This is a genomic window from Halalkalibacter oceani (genome assembly GCF_023715605.1).
Lineage (GTDB): Bacteria > Bacillota > Bacilli > Bacillales > Bacillaceae_D > Halalkalibacter > Halalkalibacter oceani.
On record NZ_JAMBOL010000002.1, the window covers coordinates 448,625 to 464,596 of the forward strand.

The 15,972-nt window shown below is 48.7% G+C and carries 18 protein-coding genes; 15 read left to right on the forward strand and 3 right to left on the reverse strand.

Going from position 1 to position 15,972, the window contains the following annotated elements; genetic code table 11:
• The first annotated feature begins 123 nt into the window (after positions 1–123).
• The 5 genes from M3202_RS04830 to M3202_RS04850 all read left to right on the forward strand — a co-directional run bounded on the left by M3202_RS04830 (position 124) and on the right by M3202_RS04850 (position 2,108).
• On the forward strand, positions 124–264 hold the full coding sequence (locus M3202_RS04830; RefSeq protein WP_251222204.1) for a hypothetical protein: 141 nt from the start codon (positions 124–126) through the stop codon (positions 262–264).
• An 80-nt stretch (positions 265–344) separates the two neighbouring features.
• Entirely contained in the window at positions 345–1,052 is a 708-nt protein-coding gene (locus tag M3202_RS04835) for a DUF421 domain-containing protein (RefSeq protein ID WP_251222205.1), read from the forward strand.
• 60 nt (positions 1,053–1,112) lie between these two features.
• The gene (locus M3202_RS04840) at positions 1,113–1,256 is read left to right on the forward strand and encodes an FbpB family small basic protein (protein WP_251222206.1); all 144 of its coding nucleotides are present in this window, start codon (positions 1,113–1,115) and stop codon (positions 1,254–1,256) included.
• 59 nt (positions 1,257–1,315) lie between these two features.
• Positions 1,316–1,456: an acid-soluble spore protein N gene (locus M3202_RS04845; RefSeq protein WP_251222207.1), complete on the forward strand. Its 141-nt coding sequence runs from the start codon at positions 1,316–1,318 to the stop codon at positions 1,454–1,456.
• Positions 1,457–1,649: 193 nt separating this feature from the next.
• Positions 1,650–2,108, forward strand: a complete 459-nt coding sequence (locus M3202_RS04850) for a VanZ family protein (protein WP_251222208.1) — start codon at positions 1,650–1,652, stop codon at positions 2,106–2,108.
• A 5-nt stretch (positions 2,109–2,113) separates the two neighbouring features.
• Here the strand turns inward: M3202_RS04850 and M3202_RS04855 are convergent, their stop codons facing one another.
• Complete coding sequence (locus M3202_RS04855; RefSeq protein ID WP_285890169.1) at positions 2,114–2,731, reverse strand: TVP38/TMEM64 family protein; 618 nt, start codon at positions 2,729–2,731, stop codon at positions 2,114–2,116.
• Positions 2,732–2,926: 195 nt separating this feature from the next.
• Here M3202_RS04855 and M3202_RS04860 point away from each other — a divergent pair, with 195 nt between their 5' ends.
• From M3202_RS04860 to M3202_RS04900, 9 genes are all read left to right on the forward strand, one after another.
• Positions 2,927–4,210, forward strand: a complete 1,284-nt coding sequence (locus M3202_RS04860; RefSeq protein ID WP_251222209.1) for a glycoside hydrolase family 18 protein — start codon at positions 2,927–2,929, stop codon at positions 4,208–4,210.
• Positions 4,211–4,389: 179 nt separating this feature from the next.
• Positions 4,390–6,000, forward strand: coding sequence for a copper resistance D family protein (locus M3202_RS04865; RefSeq protein WP_251222210.1), 1,611 nt, complete (start codon positions 4,390–4,392; stop codon positions 5,998–6,000).
• 51 nt (positions 6,001–6,051) lie between these two features.
• Positions 6,052–8,367 carry an AAA family ATPase gene (locus M3202_RS04870; protein WP_251222211.1) on the forward strand — a complete coding sequence of 772 codons (2,316 nt, stop codon included), beginning with the start codon at positions 6,052–6,054 and terminating at the stop codon, positions 8,365–8,367.
• Entirely contained in the window at positions 8,367–8,786 is a 420-nt protein-coding gene (locus tag M3202_RS04875; protein WP_251222243.1) for an acyl-CoA thioesterase, read from the forward strand. The genes M3202_RS04870 and M3202_RS04875 overlap by 1 nt, the downstream gene beginning before the upstream one ends.
• 61 nt (positions 8,787–8,847) lie before the next feature.
• Positions 8,848–9,084, forward strand: coding sequence for a small acid-soluble spore protein Tlp (gene tlp, locus M3202_RS04880; protein ID WP_251222212.1), 237 nt, complete (start codon positions 8,848–8,850; stop codon positions 9,082–9,084).
• Between the two features lie 222 nt (positions 9,085–9,306).
• The gene (locus M3202_RS04885; protein WP_251222213.1) at positions 9,307–9,627 is read left to right on the forward strand and encodes a hypothetical protein; all 321 of its coding nucleotides are present in this window, start codon (positions 9,307–9,309) and stop codon (positions 9,625–9,627) included.
• A 36-nt stretch (positions 9,628–9,663) separates the two neighbouring features.
• Complete coding sequence (gene nadE, locus M3202_RS04890; protein ID WP_251222214.1) at positions 9,664–10,491, forward strand: NAD(+) synthase; 828 nt, start codon at positions 9,664–9,666, stop codon at positions 10,489–10,491.
• A 68-nt stretch (positions 10,492–10,559) separates the two neighbouring features.
• Positions 10,560–11,033, forward strand: coding sequence for a DUF4352 domain-containing protein (locus M3202_RS04895; RefSeq protein WP_251222215.1), 474 nt, complete (start codon positions 10,560–10,562; stop codon positions 11,031–11,033).
• Positions 11,034–11,037: 4 nt separating this feature from the next.
• Positions 11,038–11,895 carry a PHP domain-containing protein gene (locus tag M3202_RS04900; protein ID WP_251222216.1) on the forward strand — a complete coding sequence of 286 codons (858 nt, stop codon included), beginning with the start codon at positions 11,038–11,040 and terminating at the stop codon, positions 11,893–11,895.
• Between the two features lie 147 nt (positions 11,896–12,042).
• On the opposite strand, the gene M3202_RS04905 is transcribed toward M3202_RS04900, so the two are convergent.
• Positions 12,043–12,720 (reverse strand): reverse transcriptase-like protein, encoded by a 678-nt coding sequence (locus M3202_RS04905; RefSeq protein WP_251222217.1) that lies wholly within the window; start codon positions 12,718–12,720, stop codon positions 12,043–12,045.
• Positions 12,721–12,897: 177 nt separating this feature from the next.
• Here M3202_RS04905 and metA point away from each other — a divergent pair, with 177 nt between their 5' ends.
• Positions 12,898–13,806, forward strand: coding sequence for a homoserine O-acetyltransferase MetA (gene metA / locus M3202_RS04910; RefSeq protein ID WP_251222218.1), 909 nt, complete (start codon positions 12,898–12,900; stop codon positions 13,804–13,806).
• Between the two features lie 52 nt (positions 13,807–13,858).
• Here metA and M3202_RS04915 read toward each other — a convergent pair whose 3' ends face one another.
• Positions 13,859–15,424: an HD domain-containing phosphohydrolase gene (locus tag M3202_RS04915; RefSeq protein ID WP_251222219.1), complete on the reverse strand. Its 1,566-nt coding sequence runs from the start codon at positions 15,422–15,424 to the stop codon at positions 13,859–13,861.
• Positions 15,425–15,972 lie beyond the last annotated feature (548 nt).

Here is a 15,972-nt window from a genome sequence, read left to right on the forward strand (position 1 = left end):
CCTGATTAGATAATAATTTCACGTACCGTAATGGATAAAGATGGCTGAGTGAAGAAAGCCACACTAGGATAACCTAAAACGTGATTGAACAAAAAATTCCTGTAAGAAGGAGGCCAAAAGCATATGGGTAGACAGAAAAAAGGAAATGCCAATGCACAGCGCAATAACAATGCGAAAAAGCAGGGGAAGCGCAACGAAGCAGACACTGAATTTGCTTCTTACGCAGAAGTGGAAGCAGAGAAAATGAGTCGGGATCAAAAGTAAATCGTTCATTAGGAGGTTTTGACGGAAAAAACGCCACAGACGTCTCATCCGTTGGAAACCAGGTCCCCGGAGGTAAGCAGATGTTCGACTTTTGGATGGGTTCTGAGACATTACCGATATATGGCTTTATGATTCGGGCCGGGATCGTCTATGTATATATTTTTCTAATAGTAAAAGTTCTCGGACAGCGGTCGATGGGTTCGATTGATGCACTCGATTTTATTTTTGGCGTCGTCATCGGCGATATTCTCGGAGAGCCGTTAACGGACGGAGAGCTTCCTTTAAGCGGTCCGGTTGCCGCAGCGGCATTGACTGCCGGTTTGCATTTAACATTATCGATTGTGGCTCTCCATACCCCGCGCTTTCGCCGGATTATTGAAGACGAACCGATTATTTTAATGAAGCATGGAGAAATTTTGCACGATGAGTTGCGCAAAGCGAAAATTACGCTTGAATCGTTTTTAATGGACTTACGATTGCGCAGCGCGAGTGACTTATCGGAGATCGATTATGCGATTTTGGAAATGAACGGAACGATCAGTGTCATCAAAAAATCAAAATATGACGCGGCGACCCCGAATGACTTGCAGCAGAGTCCGCGGTCGAAAGGATATTCGAGCGTGCTGATCGAAGATGGTCATATTATTGAAGCAAATGTGAGAAAGGTTGGAACGCTCGACTGGCTGAGGGGAACCATTCAGCAGTACGGCTATTCAAATGCTGAAGATATCTTTTTATTGACGTTGGATGAAGCCGGAAATGTCTTTATTAGCCCAAAAAAGAAATAACAGGTATAAAAACACTCCTTTTTTTCCACAATAGATGTAAAAGAAAAAGGAGTGTTTATGTTGAGAAGAGTCAGAAAAGTAACATTTGAGGAATTAGTGCAAGAAAACAAAGAACAGTTGATGAATGATCAGGATGCACTGGACCGCTTAGAGGAAAAATGGGAATTGAAGCGGGCCATTCCGGCTGAGCGGATAGAACTGTAGCAGCTGTCTGTATAATTGTCTTCTCGCGAGGAAAGATAGTAAAAAGGGAGGGGATTAATATGAAAAGTGCCAAATCAACTTCAGCTCAATTTCGGCCCGATCACCTTGGGACACAGCCGGTAGAAAGCCGTTCTAATAAAGGGAAACAAATGAATACGAAAAGCAATGAACAGCCGGATTATATCCCGCCAAAAGGATAGGGAGAAAAAGGAGCATCTCAATGACCGCACGTGCGGCGTTGAGATGCTTTTTCAATTGGGGAATTTCACAGTTTGTGCCAGCCTCGACCTTTTTGGACATTCCTCTTCGCCTTTGTCGAGCAAAATGACTTGTCAAACCTCTTGATCGACGAAATAATAGAAGAGGATGAAGTAGCAGCAGGAGGCTAAGATGATGAAGCAGCAAACGCTGATTTTACGAACATTGCTTTTCCTATATATCGTTGTTGTCCTTTATATTACGCTGTTGGCCTGGAATTACGGGGCTTCCCTTGGACCGGCCGGGCCAGGCGGACGAAATTACAATCTCATTCCTTTCCGGAGCATTTACCGCATCGGCGTTTTTAGCCCGACGATTCTTGATCCTCTGCGAATTTTAGTCGGTAATATTCTTCTCTTTGTTCCATTTGGCTTTTTATTGCCGGCAGTTTGGAGACATCTTCGCCACGCGCTTGTCGTCGTCCTGATCGGCATGGGCTTTTCCCTCATGATAGAAACGAGTCAATTTCTGTTTACGCACCGCGTCGCAAATGTTGATGATGTAATTCTGAATTCCTTAGGAGTGTGGATCGGTTACGGCTTCTTTTATGTGACGCTCTGGCTGAAACGCCGTATTGTTCTCTTTCATGCCTAAAGCTGTTACAGCGGTTTGCGGCCAAAAGATGGCGCCTGCCGATTGAAAAAGCGGTAAAGCAAATAAACGATGAGTAAGAACCCCGCATACACGAAGCAAATAAAAACAAGATTTCCCGGACTGGTCACGAGGGAATTTCCGACAATGGCGAACAAAAACATCGACGGGATTTTCCCGAGAGACGAAGCGCAAGCATAGGGCCAGAACGGGACCCGGCTTAAAGCAGAATAGATATTAATAACGATTGAAGGAATAATCGGAATCAACCGTGAGAGAAAGATGGTCATAAAGGCGTTTCGTTCAAATAAATGAGTGAGCTTTGCGGCGTGCTTATAACGGTAAAGCAAGGAGCTGCCCCAATCTTGAAAGCCGTAACGTACGGCAGCAAACATCACGATCGACGCCAGTGATGACCCGAGCCACGTCAGACCGCTCCCGAGCCAGGGACCATAGGCCGCACCGAGAATCCCGCCAATGACCGGATAAGGAATCACCGGAAAAAGGGAAAACAATGTCGCCGCCACGGATGTTAAAATGAGCGAGCGGGTTCCGCCCGTTTGCAGCCAGTGAAGCAGTTGTTCACCATATAAAGAAAGCAGAACAGCGACGATTACATAGCTCAAAACAATAAAACTCTTCTTAATAATGTTCATTCCTTTCACGCTGAATTTCTGGTTAGCAGCCTCGTTATCAACAGTTTCTCACACCGCTCCCGGTTTGTCTCCATCCGGTTCCTGACATGTTCGTGAATTTTTGTGATAGGACAATCCTTTCGCGCGTACAATGAAGCAAATGTATTGGGGAGAGGGGAACGTGCTGTGCAAATTCATGTCGTGAGGCCAGGGCAAACGCTGACCGGGATTGCCAATGCCTATGATTCAACAACTGAAGCGATTATTCAGGCAAATGCTCTGCCAAACCCGAACAACCTCGTCATTGGTCAAACGTTGATTATTCCGATAAGCGGGCGCCTCTATTACGTTCAGCCCGGCGACAGCTTATATGAAATTAGCCGCCGCTTTCAAGTGTCGATTGATGAGATCGTTTCGTTAAATCAGTTAAACCCAAGTCAGCCGCTGGCGATTGATCAAAGGCTTGCTCTACCACCCCGCAGCCGGATTGCGATTGATGTCAACGGCTATATTGAGCCCCGCCCGCCATTGGAGACCGAGCCTCAAGTCATTCAGGAAGTCGGCAACGAATTGACATACTTATCGATTTTCAGCTACCATGTGACGCCCGAAGGAGGGCTCATCCCAGTCGAAGACACCCCGTCGATTCAAGCCGCTTACCCATTTCACATTGTCCCTGTGCTTGTCATTACCAATATGGTCGAAAATCAATTCGATGCTGATTTGGGAGAAGCCATTTTGAATGATATCAACCTGCAAAATCAAGTGCTCGATCAAGCCTTTGCGATTATGGCGGAAAAAGGCTACCTCGGCTTAAATATCGACTTTGAGCATTTACGTCCAGAAGATCGCGAGCCGTATAATCAATTTTTGCGACTCACGGTACAACGTGCGCGAGAACATGGGTATACAGTGTCGACTGCATTGGCGCCAAAAGTCAGCGGCGAACAGGCTGGAGCATGGTACGAAGCGCATGATTATCCGGCCCATGGTGAAATAGTCGATTATACCGTACTGATGACATACGAATGGGGCTGGAGCGGTGGCCCGCCAATGGCCGTTGCCCCGCTTGATCAGGTAAGAAGAGTGGTGGAATATGCAGCATCTGTTATGCCAGTCGAAAAAATCATGATGGGCATTCCGCTTTACGGCTACGACTGGACACTGCCATTTGAGCCGGGAGGAGAGTTTGCAAGAGCGATCAGCCCGCAGCAGGCGATTGAACTGGCCGCACAGTATGGCGCGACAATTCAATATGATGAACAAGCGCAGTCGCCGTTTTTCCTCTACCAGGAAGAAGACGGCACGGAGCATGAAGTCTGGTTTGAAGATGCGCGCAGCATTCAGGCGAAGTTTGATCTGGTCAAGGAGCTAGGGCTGCGCGGGGTCAGCTATTGGGTTTTAAGAATCGAATTTCCGCAAAACTGGCTGTTAATTCAAGATAACTTTGACGTGAATAAACGGGTGTAGCTAACCGAAACGAAGCAGGAAAGCGGCGTTCCTTTCCTGCTTTGTTGTTATGATGGGAAGACTCGCCCTCTCTTCTATGTTCTCTTCGCCAATCTTCTGTTAAAATTAAAGCAAAGTGATTTTGTAGGAAATGTACGAATGACATCACCCCGCCGAAAGCTTGGAGGCTCACATTTAATATGGAAATTATCGGTAATCTCTTACTCTATGCCAGCTTCATTTTATTAATAGGCTATTTCACCTTGTCTTTTTTTATGCTTAAGGAACAGGGTACAGTCACGCTGCCGCTTTGGTTATTGAAAGCAGCTGTCGTTGCGATCCCGCTGTCGCTTTTGCTGACGGTGATCCGCCTTGTCTATATGCTGTACAGCCAGTTTCAGGTGGAATTTTTTGAAGCGGTATTTACGGTGCTGTTGCAATATGCTGCTGGACAGGCTTTCCTGTTTGCGAGCGTGTTCGCCTGGATGCTGCTGAGCATGATACCATTGTCACGCTCAAGAAAAACGTCGGCTTTTGCCCTTTTGCTGCTGCTTGTTTTAATCATTACAGTAAGCTGGGCCGGCCATGGGGCTGCCGTAGCCGGTATAACAGGATTGATCGGCAACAGTCTTCATCTCGCCGGAGTGGCAGTCTGGATTGGGCCGCTCACTATACTAGCCTGGGCGGCAAAAGATGGACTGCCGGGAGAGTTCTTTCGCTGGTTTTCCCCGCTTGCCGTTTTCGCAGTCGTGATTGTCACCTTGTCCGGTTTTTTGCTGATGAATGACATTGTTCCGCAATACGTTCAAGCCTGGCAAATCACCTATGGACAGCTTCTCCTGCTTAAGCATTTGATTTATGCGCCGCTGCTTCTGTTCGGTCTTCACCATTTTTGGCTTGGCAGGCGGAAGCCGGAACAGCTTGACGGAAGCGGCGTGATAGGAAGCTTTCGCCTTGAATCTTTGCTCGCTTATTTCATATTGGCGATTTCGGCGTTTATGACGGAGCAGACGCCTCCTCATGAAGTTGCCCAGACGTTGCAGACAGAATCAATTGTCTCGGTGATGTTCCTCTATCTTTCTGAACAGCAGCTTCAAACCGGCATGATCGGCTTTGCCCCTTCTGTTACGGTGATCCTGATTTTAGCTGGAGCGACAGCCATTGCTGCGACTGCTTTTCTTCTTTTGCGCCGGAACAAATTTCAGCTTGCGTTTTCGCTGTTCCTGCTTAGTATTCTCGTCGGATATCATGGCGTCATGTCGAGCTTGACTGTGCAGGAGGAGCTGCTCATGGATCAGACGGTTTATCCGACGATTGAAAGCGCGGTTTCGCAAACGTATGAAAACGATGATGTGATTGAAGTCGCAGTGGCACAGCAAGTAGAGGATGAATGGCATGTCGTCTACACGGTCAATGGCGAGCAGCTCGTTGCTGAAAAGCTACAGCAAGCAGAAGGCGGCTTTAAACGGCTTCCTGCGGCGATGCTGACAGTCGGAGGGACAGCTGTCGTGGAGGAAGAGCAAAAAATCCGCACCTTCCGCGTCGAGAGCGGCAATTGGCATGATGAGGAGTACGCGGCGACATATGTCACCTTCGGCATGATTCAACAGCCGGAGAACGTCGCCAGAGTGCAAATTCACTATGAGGGAGGCTCCTTTATCGCTCCGCTTGAAAATCAAGTGTTTCTCCATGTGACCTCAAGCAATGAGACCTGGCAGGAGGAACATCCGATTGACTTTCTCGCGGACGACGGCACGGTGATGGAAACCTATGCCCGCAATGTGATGGAAAGAGGGATCTACTGCCATTAACTTTGTGAACATGGTAAAATGGGGCAGACGAGTCAAGAGGACGTGATAAAGATGTTGCAGCGTAAATGGTCACTGGCGGATATAAAGCAGTGGCTTGAAAATAGAAGCGAAGAAGAACAGCCTTTGCAGGAAGCAACAGCATGGGAAATTCTCGAAGCGCTTGAAGGCAGGGAGGAAGAGCTGGCGCCGGTTTACCGGGCCCAATTGTATGCCCTGCTGGCGTCAGCCCGGCTTGAGCGAACGGGACAGCTTGACCCGGTGATTGAACGGTGGCAAGAAAGAGCGGCGACACTGTCTCCGGAAAGCGGGTTCGTCCAGAGAATCACCTGCCAAATCATGCTGAAAAAAATCGGAAATCAACTGCGGCTACCTGAATTTCCTGTTATTCGCGAGACCGATCATAGCTCGGCCAAGAAGAAAGCAGCGAACGATTATCGCCGGATCGCCCAACGGTTTTTCTCTTTTGAGAAGGAATTGACGGCAGAGTGGGAACGGGGTCGGGATTTGCTTCTCCAGCAGAAAGAGGGGGAAAGACTCGAGCGTTTGTATCAGCTGATGACAGAGCTGAAGCAGCCTTTTTCCCGCATTCTCGAGGCGACGGGGGAGTACGCCGACTCAGTCCAGGGCATTTATTATTCGGCAGCTCAGTTTAAGCAAATAAAACAGGCGGAAGCAGACATAAAGCTGCTGTTTTCGCGTCTGGATGAGCTGCTGCCGCAGTCGGCGGAGGAGCAAGAGCCTGAGGCTCTTGTCGAATTGCAATCGCTCATCGGTCTGAACGAGGTAAAAGAACGGATCGCCAAGCTTCATCGTTTTCTCCATTATCAAAAAGAAAGACAGGAGCAGGGCTTTCAAATAAAAGACGGCATGGCGATGCATATGATTTTAACCGGGAATCCCGGAACGGGGAAAACTCATCTTGCCCGTGTGATCGCGAAAATTTATTATGAGCTTGGCCTTTTGACACGAGATGAAGTGTACGAGGTTGACCGTGCGGCTCTCGTCGGCGCGTATGTCGGTCAGACAGAAGAGCAAACCCAAAAGGCGATTGAACGGGCGCTTGGAGGCGTTCTGTTTATCGATGAAGCATACAGCCTGCGCCGGGCGGATGCTTCGGGAAATGATTATGGACAAGCGGTGATTGATACGCTTGTTTCGGCGATGACAAGCGGAAAATACGCCGGACAATTTGCCGTTATTTTAGCTGGTTATCCCGCGGAAATGCGCACGTTTCTCCGCTCCAATCCCGGTTTGCGCAGCCGCTTTCCCGAGCAGAACCATATTCATTTACCGGATTATACGATTGACGAGCTGCTGCAGATCGGGGCGAAGATGGCGCTGGAAAACGATTATATGCTAACGCAGGGAGCGAAAAGAGAGCTTCAGCGTAGAATTGAACGGGCGGCTGTCGATGAATCGTTCGGCAATGCCCGTACGGTAAAAAATCTTATCCTGGAAGCGATTTTTGAAAAGGGAGCCGAGCTGACGCTGACGGAAGCAAAAGCCGATGACTTCGTGTTTCTTGATGCCGAGCATTTTCAGGCAAACGAAGAAACAGAGCAGGCTGCGATACAGTCGCTTGAAGCGCTAGTCGGCTTAAAAGCGGTTAAGCGGGAAATCAAGCAGCTCACGTCATTTGCAGATGTTCAGCAAAAACGGCGGGAGCAGGGGTTGCAGGCGCTTCCACTGCAACTTCACGCCGTCTTTACCGGCAATCCGGGGACAGGAAAGACGACCGTTGCCGAGCTGTTTGCAAAAGCATTGCACGAAATCGGCCTGTTAAAGAGAGGGCATCTGGTCGTTGCCGGCCGCGCCGATCTTGTCGCCGGCTATGTCGGGCAGACTGCACAAAAAACGAAGGAGCTCATCCGCGACGCGTTAGGCGGGGTGTTGTTTATTGATGAGGCATACGCCTTGCTTTCAGCGGGAAAAGGCGACTTTGGCATGGAGGCAATCCATACGCTCGTTCAGGAAATGACGGTTCATCAGGAAAATCTCGTCGTCATTCTCGCCGGCTACGAGCAGGAGATGGAAAGACTGCTTGCGAGCAATCCCGGCTTGCGCTCGCGCTTTAAAAAACAGCTCTCTTTTGATGATTACACGAAGGAAGAGCTTGTCGAGATCGTGCTTGAACGCGCTGAGCAGGCTGACTACCGCTTTAGCGGCCGGGCGAAGAGCATTTTGGAAACAGAGGTGATGCTTAAGAAGCATCCGGCTAACGCCCGTTATGCGGTAGATGTGTTTGAACGGCTTGTGCAGCTTCAGGCTCTGCGCCTGCAGGAGCAGCAGGCGCATGACGCTGAGCAGTTAATGACAATTACAGAAGAAGATCTGCGTTTGCTCGTTACAGAAGGGGGACATAAGTGATGCATGTGACAGAAACACCAGTCGTCGTACGCTATGCTGAAACGGATCAAATGGGAGTGGTTCATCATTCCAATTATCTTGTCTGGTTTGAGTTAGGCCGGACGGAGCTGGTGAAAGAGCTCGGTTTTCATTATGCCGAAATGGAAAAGGAAGGGATCCTCTCCCCGGTGACGGATATCCAAGTCTCATACAAAAACCCGACGACATACGGCGATATCGTCACGGTAAAGACGTGGGTCGCAGGCTATGACGGACTGCGGGTGACCTATCATTATGAAGTTGTCAATGAAGCCGGGATGATCTGCGTCGTCGGAAGCAGTACCCACGTCTGCGTCAAAAAAGATACGTTCCGTCCTGTCTCAATCCGCAAGCATTTGCCTGAGTGGGATGAGGCGTATAAACGAATCGTGCATGTATAAATACCCGGCAGCTCTCCATACTAATAAACGCAACACCTAATTATTTTTTGGGGGGATTATGATGGCAAAGCCGGATAATCGTGCTGATAATGCAGAAAAGCTGAAGAAAATGAAGGAAAACACGAAGCATAATATGGAAGCTGCGAAAGAGGCAGTCGCCCATACGGACATGTCACGCGAACAGAAGAAAGCGGTAAAAGCCAAAAATAAAAGACGGAAAGAAAGCATGAAGGCGTTCGACGAGGAAATCGCCGATGAAATCGACGCTCGTGAGCAAGGCTATAACAAACAAAAATAGAAGCGGCGCCGGTAAGATAAATGCCACCGGCTGCTTCGGGGGTGTGCCAGAGGGAATTCTTCCTTTTGGCACACTTTTTTCGGCTTATCTCCAGCTTTTGATATGCGGCGAGCTGATAATCAATCAGCTCCTAACAGCTTTCCGCAAGGCGGCAAACAAAAGAACAGTAAATCGTCATTTCCTATGCTATAATGACAAGCATATTTAGATGGAGGGGTCAAGATGGCATTTGGAATCAAGAGGGCTGAATTACTTGCCTGGAAGAGGCAGGCCGAAGCGGGCGAGATTGCTTTTCTCACCCATTACTGGCTGGACGAGCGTTTTCCGGGTTGCACAACTGTTACAAAAGTCGCTTGTGCTGACCGGAAGAAGCTTGTAAAGTGGGGAAGGCAATATGGTTTAAAGGAAGAGTGGCTTCATCAGCGAGAGCCTTTTCCTCATTTTGACTTGCTCGGCGAGAAACAACGTTTTATCCTGAATAAAGAGGGAAAAGAAGAACAGTTAGTGAAGTTGGGGATACCTACCATTCAGCATGAAACTTGATATAATAGGAGACAAGAAAAGATAGGAGGATGAATGATGGTAGTCACACAGAAATCGATTATTGCTGATTTGCAATCCCAAAGGGAAATCGATCCAAAGATCGAAATCCGCAACCGCATTAACTTTTTAAAGGAATATCTTGTCCAGAGCGGGGCAAACGGCTTTGTGCTCGGAATCTCAGGAGGACAGGACTCAACGCTGGCTGGTAAATTGGCGCAGCTGGCAGTGGATGAATTAAATCAGGAAGCGACGACCAAATCGGTTAGTTTCTACGCGATTCGTCTGCCGTATGGCGAGCAGTTTGATGAAGAGGATGCGAAGGCGGCGGTGGAATTTATCGCACCGACAAAGACGCTGACGATTAATATTAAAGAAGCGGTCGATGCGTCGGTTCGCGCGTTTGAGGCGGCGACGGGTGAAACGCTATCGCATTTCGCAAAAGGGAACACGAAGGCGCGTGAACGGATGAAAGCTCAATATGATGTCGCCGCTCATTACGGCTGTCTTGTCATCGGCACTGATCACTCCGCTGAAGCAATCACCGGCTTTTTTACAAAGCATGGCGATGGCGCCTGCGATATTGTGCCGTTATTCGGTTTATCGAAGCGGCAAGGGAAAGCTTTGCTGAAAGAGCTTGGGGCTCCTGGGCACTTATATACAAAAGCTCCGACGGCCGATCTGGAAGACGACAAGCCGGGGTTGCCGGATGAAGTGGCGCTCGGGATGACCTATGAGCAGCTTGACGATTATTTGGAAGGCAGAAGCGTTCAAGCGGAAGTAAAAGAAAAAATTGAAGCCCGTTATATACAGACGGAACATAAACGCCAGCTTCCTGTTACCATTTTCGATACATGGTGGAGGTAAAAGTTCTGGTATAACCTCTCTCCATAAATCATAACGTACAAGGAAGACAAGGTGAAGGAGAGACAGAAATGATGAAGGGGAAAGTATTACTGTTTTTAAGCTTATGTTTAGGATTGATTGTATTGATTGGCTACAGCGGCCTGAACCAGTCAGAGGGACGGACAACCTCTGCCGTGGCCGATGATGGGCAGGGCCGCGAGGTGAACGGTCTGGAAATCACATTGAATTCCGTCAGAACGGAGCCGTCAGAAGAGGCTGGCTCGCATTATGTGATTGCTGATCTGACGTTGGAAAACGTTCGTGACACCGTTTATGAATTTTCGATGTATAAAATGACACTGGTCGACGAGGAGGGGTATGCGTATAATCATGTCTCTTCGATCGAAACAAAAGGCATTCTCGGCGGACAGCTTCATCCTGGTCGCACGAACCGCGGTGAGATCGCGTTTCTTGTGCCAGAAGGAAGCCGGTATGAGCTTGTGTATACCGACCATTTGCGAACCGGCCAGCTTGTTTGGGATATTTCCCTGAGTGAGGAATAACATAATGAGAAAAACTGCGAAAAACGCTGATTTGCATTTGCATTCAACGGCCTCAGACGGAGGGTACTCTCCGTCTGAACTAATGAAAAAATGCAGCCGGGCGGGGCTTGACATCGTCGCTTTGACGGATCATGATACCGTCGGCGGGATCGATGAAGCGCGTCAGGCAGGACAGGAGCTTGGCATTACGGTCATCCCCGGTATTGAATTTTCAACTACATATCAAGGAAAAAGCATTCATATTCTCGGCTATGCCTTCGATTGGAAGGATGAGGCGCTGCAGCTGATGCTCGCTGAGCAAAAGGAACTGCGGCAAGAACGGCTGCACACGATGCTGTCGAAGCTTGCTGCTCTCGGCCTTTCTCTTACACCGGAGCAGGTGTTGCGCTATGTCGATGGCGGAAGCGTCGGACGGCCTCATCTCGCTAAGGCGTTAATTGATGCCGGCTATGTAGGCACGGTGGCCGAAGCATTTGACCGTTATTTAGCCGAAGGAAAGCCGGCCTATGTCGAGAAATCAAAGGAATTGTCGGTGAAAGAGGCGATCGACCGAATCCATCAGACGGACGGGATCGCTGTTGTCGCCCATCCGCTTTACTATGATAAAGACGAGGACATTAAGATGTGGGTGTCGGAGTGGGGGCTTGATGGAATCGAAGTATACCACCGCGATCATGACGAAGAGGCGGTCACCCGCTACCTTGCGCTTGTGAACGAGATTGAACGGGAGCAAAAGAAGACGCTCTACGTGACCGGGGGCTCGGACTTTCATCACGAAGAATATGGCCGTGTACTTGAGCCGCTCGGGGTTACCCGGCTCGATACCGGACTTGCCGAAAAAGTGGCCGCTCTTCAGCGATAAAACGGGGGCGTGGCAAAGCCGGGATCGCGCTGAAAAATATTGCAGGGGCTGGGACAAAAGGCTGTTTTTTACCTTTTTCCCAGCCCCTAAGCAATGGGCGGAACGACGCCGGCAAGTGTGGCGACTTCACTGGTTTAGGGCTTGAAGTTATGCCTTTGGCGGCCGGCTGCTGCGTTCAATTGTGCTTTCAATCTGAATGCCGGTCAGCGCCTGACTCGCGAGGCTGTCCGCTTCTTTATTTTGATTGCGGTCAATCTGCTGGTAATGTAAAATAAGGCCAAGCTTTTTAGCCAGCTGTTCAATCCGGTCGAGCCAGGCTGAATAGTTCTCTTCATAGCACGGCCATTCTCCGGATGCCTGATTGGCGACAATCATCGAATCGAGGTGAATCGTTACCTCCTGCTGGGTAACATTCATGCTCTCCAGCTCCTGGATACAGCGGTACAGCGCTGCATATTCGGCTTCATTGTTATCCTGCAGCAGTTCAAGGCAGTCGTTGAAGCGGCGCCTCCATTGGGAATGATGCTGCTCATAATAAATCGCAACGCCAATCCCGGCTTTTTTCGTTGAACGGTCATAGCCGCCGTCGATGTAGGCGATAACATGCTGCGGTTCGGTTTCCAGTTGTTTAAGAAAACGGAGGATTTCTTTTTTCGTCCAGCTTGACTCCTGCTGATCGTAAAAAACAGCCAGCTTGAGGCGACCTGTTTTTTCAAGGTCTTCCACGAGAAGAAGGGCGTCTTCAAGACGCAGCCACTCCGATTGTAGCTCGAACGTTTTCTTTCCTTTCGCTGGCTGATAATGGCATTCTATACGGACTTTCATTGTCATCACCCTTTTTAAAAGAAAAACGACGCAGCCGATTTTCTTCATAATAATTGCGAAATCATCCTATTCATGATAAGTTAAATTATCGAAATGTTACGTTTTTTTCGTAGTATGGATGGAGTGAAAAGAGAACATACAAAAAACAGATTGATTAGTAAAGGAGTTTGTACTGCAATGCCGATTAAAATTCCCGATCATTTACCTGCTAAAGAGATATTAAATGCAGAAAATATTTTCGTCATGGACGAGAGCCGCGCTTACACTCAGGACATTCGTCCACTAAAGATTGTGATCTTAAATTTGATGCCTGTCAAGGAGACAACGGAAACCCAATTGCTGCGCTTGCTCGGTAACTCGCCATTGCAGGTGGAAGTTTCCCTGCTTCACCCAGATACCCATGTTTCAAAAAACACGTCACATGAGCATTTGGCCTCCTTCTACAAAACGATTGATGAGATTAAGACGGAGCGCTTTGACGGCATGATCATCACCGGAGCGCCGATCGAGAAGCTGGCGTTTGAAGATGTGGATTACTGGGATGAATTGACCTCGATTATGGATTGGAGCGTCAACAACGTCACCTCAACGATGCATATTTGCTGGGGAGCACAGGCCGGACTTTATCACCATTATGGCATTAAGAAGTACCCGTTAGCAGAGAAGAAGTTCGGGGTGTACACGCATACAATTGAAAAGCCGAATGTCAAGCTGCTGCGCGGGTTTGATGATGAGTTTCTTGCGCCGCATTCCCGTTATACAGAAGTGAGACGCGAGGATATCGAGAAGGTGAATGATCTCGAGTTGCTCAGCATGTCAGAAGAGGCCGGTGTCTACATAGTGGCCTCAAAAAATGGCAAGCAAATTTTTGTGACAGGACATTCTGAGTATGATGCCTGTACATTGCAGGAGGAATACGAGCGCGATGTGACGAAAGGGATGGAAATCGACGTGCCGGAAAATTACTTTCCTGAAAACAATGCTGAAAAACTGCCTAAATTGAGATGGAGAGCTCATTCCAATCTGCTTTTTTCAAACTGGCTCAATTATTATGTGTATCAGGAAACACCGTATCATTTGGAATAAGAAACAAAAACAGGGGTGCCAAAAGGTTGTATGTCCTTTTGACACCCCGCGATCATTTTAGCGAGAGCGCAGACGCTTCCTCGTTTGCCGGTTGAGCGGCTTTCTTACGGTTTTCTTCCGGGTGGAGCTGCTTCTGTTCCCGTAACCAATCAATAAAATAATCGACGTAACGCTCATCCCACTGTGTTCCTTTTCCTGCTTCCAAAATCGCAATCGCTTTCTCCACGTCCATCCCTTTCCGGTACGGGCGGTCGGAAGTCATCGCATCATACGCGTCGGCGACAGCGAGAATTCTTCCCATTACCGGAATCTCTTTGCCGCGGAGCTGATCGGGATAGCCGCGGCCGTCCATTCGTTCATGATGGGAGCGGACCCCGGGGAGATAGGCAGCCATCAGCTCGGGCGGCTGAATTTGCTTCAGGATCTCTTCTCCGCGCACGGGGTGCTCTTGAATGATCGTGAACTCCTCATCGGTCAGATGGCCTTCCTTTAACAGGACGGCATCGGGAATGGCGATTTTCCCAATATCATGGAGCAGGCCGGTTTTCTTTATTAGCGCTATTTTTTCGGCTGAAAAGCCCGCTTTGCGGCCGATTTCGACGGCGTACCGGGCGACGCGCTCGGAATGACCAGCCGTATAGGCATCACGGGCATCAAGGGCATCAAGGGCGGCAGCCAACGTCGTGAAAAAGCTTTCGTTCATTTTCCGATTCATTACTTCCCGCTGTTCCAGCCCTTCGACCATATGATTAAAGCCGTCGGTAACCATCGCGAATTCATCCGAATAAAATTCCTCAAGCCGCACGTCAAACTTGCCCTGCTCCACCTCGTTCATCGTTTTCGTCAGTTGGGTCAAAGGCGTCATGATGGTTGTATAGAGCAGCCATGCGCCATACATGATGCCGATAGCGAGCACAATGAGGGACCAGCTAATAAATTGCTCCATTTGCAATGATGGGCTCTGTGAAAGCCTGAACTGAGTGGCGACGCTGAAAAGAAGCAGTGGAAATGCACCGATCAAAAGAGCACTCAGTTGAAATTTCGTCCGAATCGACACGAGTACCTTTCCATGAAAGGATAATTTTTCCTGGTAGAGCTCACGTGAAAGCTGCTGCAATTTGAGCAGGACGGGTTCCACGGCCTGCGACGCTTTAAAATATTCAATCATGGCGTGCATTGCTGAAATAAGCCCGGCACAGAGGAGAGCATAAAACAAATAATCATAAGAAAAGGAAAGCTGACCGTTACGAATCGCCTGCCAGGTTAGGAGAAGAGCGGGAAGACTTAACCCGAACAAATGGGGCCCCATTACTCTAAGCCCGGTCAGCATCGGGAAGCGGTGTGCTTGATCAAATGCGGTTCGAAGCTGTTCTTTTGAGGGGGCGGGACTGCTGAAAGCCTGTTGAATCGGCTTGCGGTCGCGGCGGTAAACGAGCCATTCGACGACAATCATGATCAAAAAGGAAAGGACCACAATCCGCAGCAGCACCGGAATATCTCCTTGTTCAACCTGAAGAGTTGTCGCGAAAAGAACGCCACCCACTCCGATGACCGAGATGAGGGAGCTGATAAAATAATATTTAAATAATTGCGTCACAAATGTCTGGTACGTACCCATGTGCGGCTCGGCCTCTTTCTTGAAAGTCATTGATAGTTTCTATTGTAAAGCGCCGGGCGGGATCGAACAATCCTTTTTCTGAAACGTTCTAATTTTGTCACGTCGTTCACCGTTTTTTCAAAGCTATGCTATAATAAGAAGTGAGTGTTTTTGGAAGGGTTGTGGTACTGTCAAAAGTTCTATGAAAAGTCGGTAGATGGTTCAGATTCTTTCCATGAATTTAGTGGGAAGGCCACGCAATCGCCCTTGACAAACACGCCAATGGTTTGACTCGAGCTTATCAAGGGCGAAGGGAACAAAAGTAGGCATGCCAAATAAGCCCTTGGTTTTACCATTTTAAACCATTGGCAAGTTCGGTTTGTCAAGGGTTCGCTAACGCCGATTGCTGATTTGCTCAAGGGCTCTGCTAAACAAAAAGGTTCGCCCGTTGCTCGACTATCCATTTTTGAGCTAACTCTATAAGCTTTGTCCAACGAGCTGGCATAGTTGGAAGCCCTTTTAATTCTGGGTTCACGACAGGTACTTTTCCTTCTAGTGATGCGTGTGGC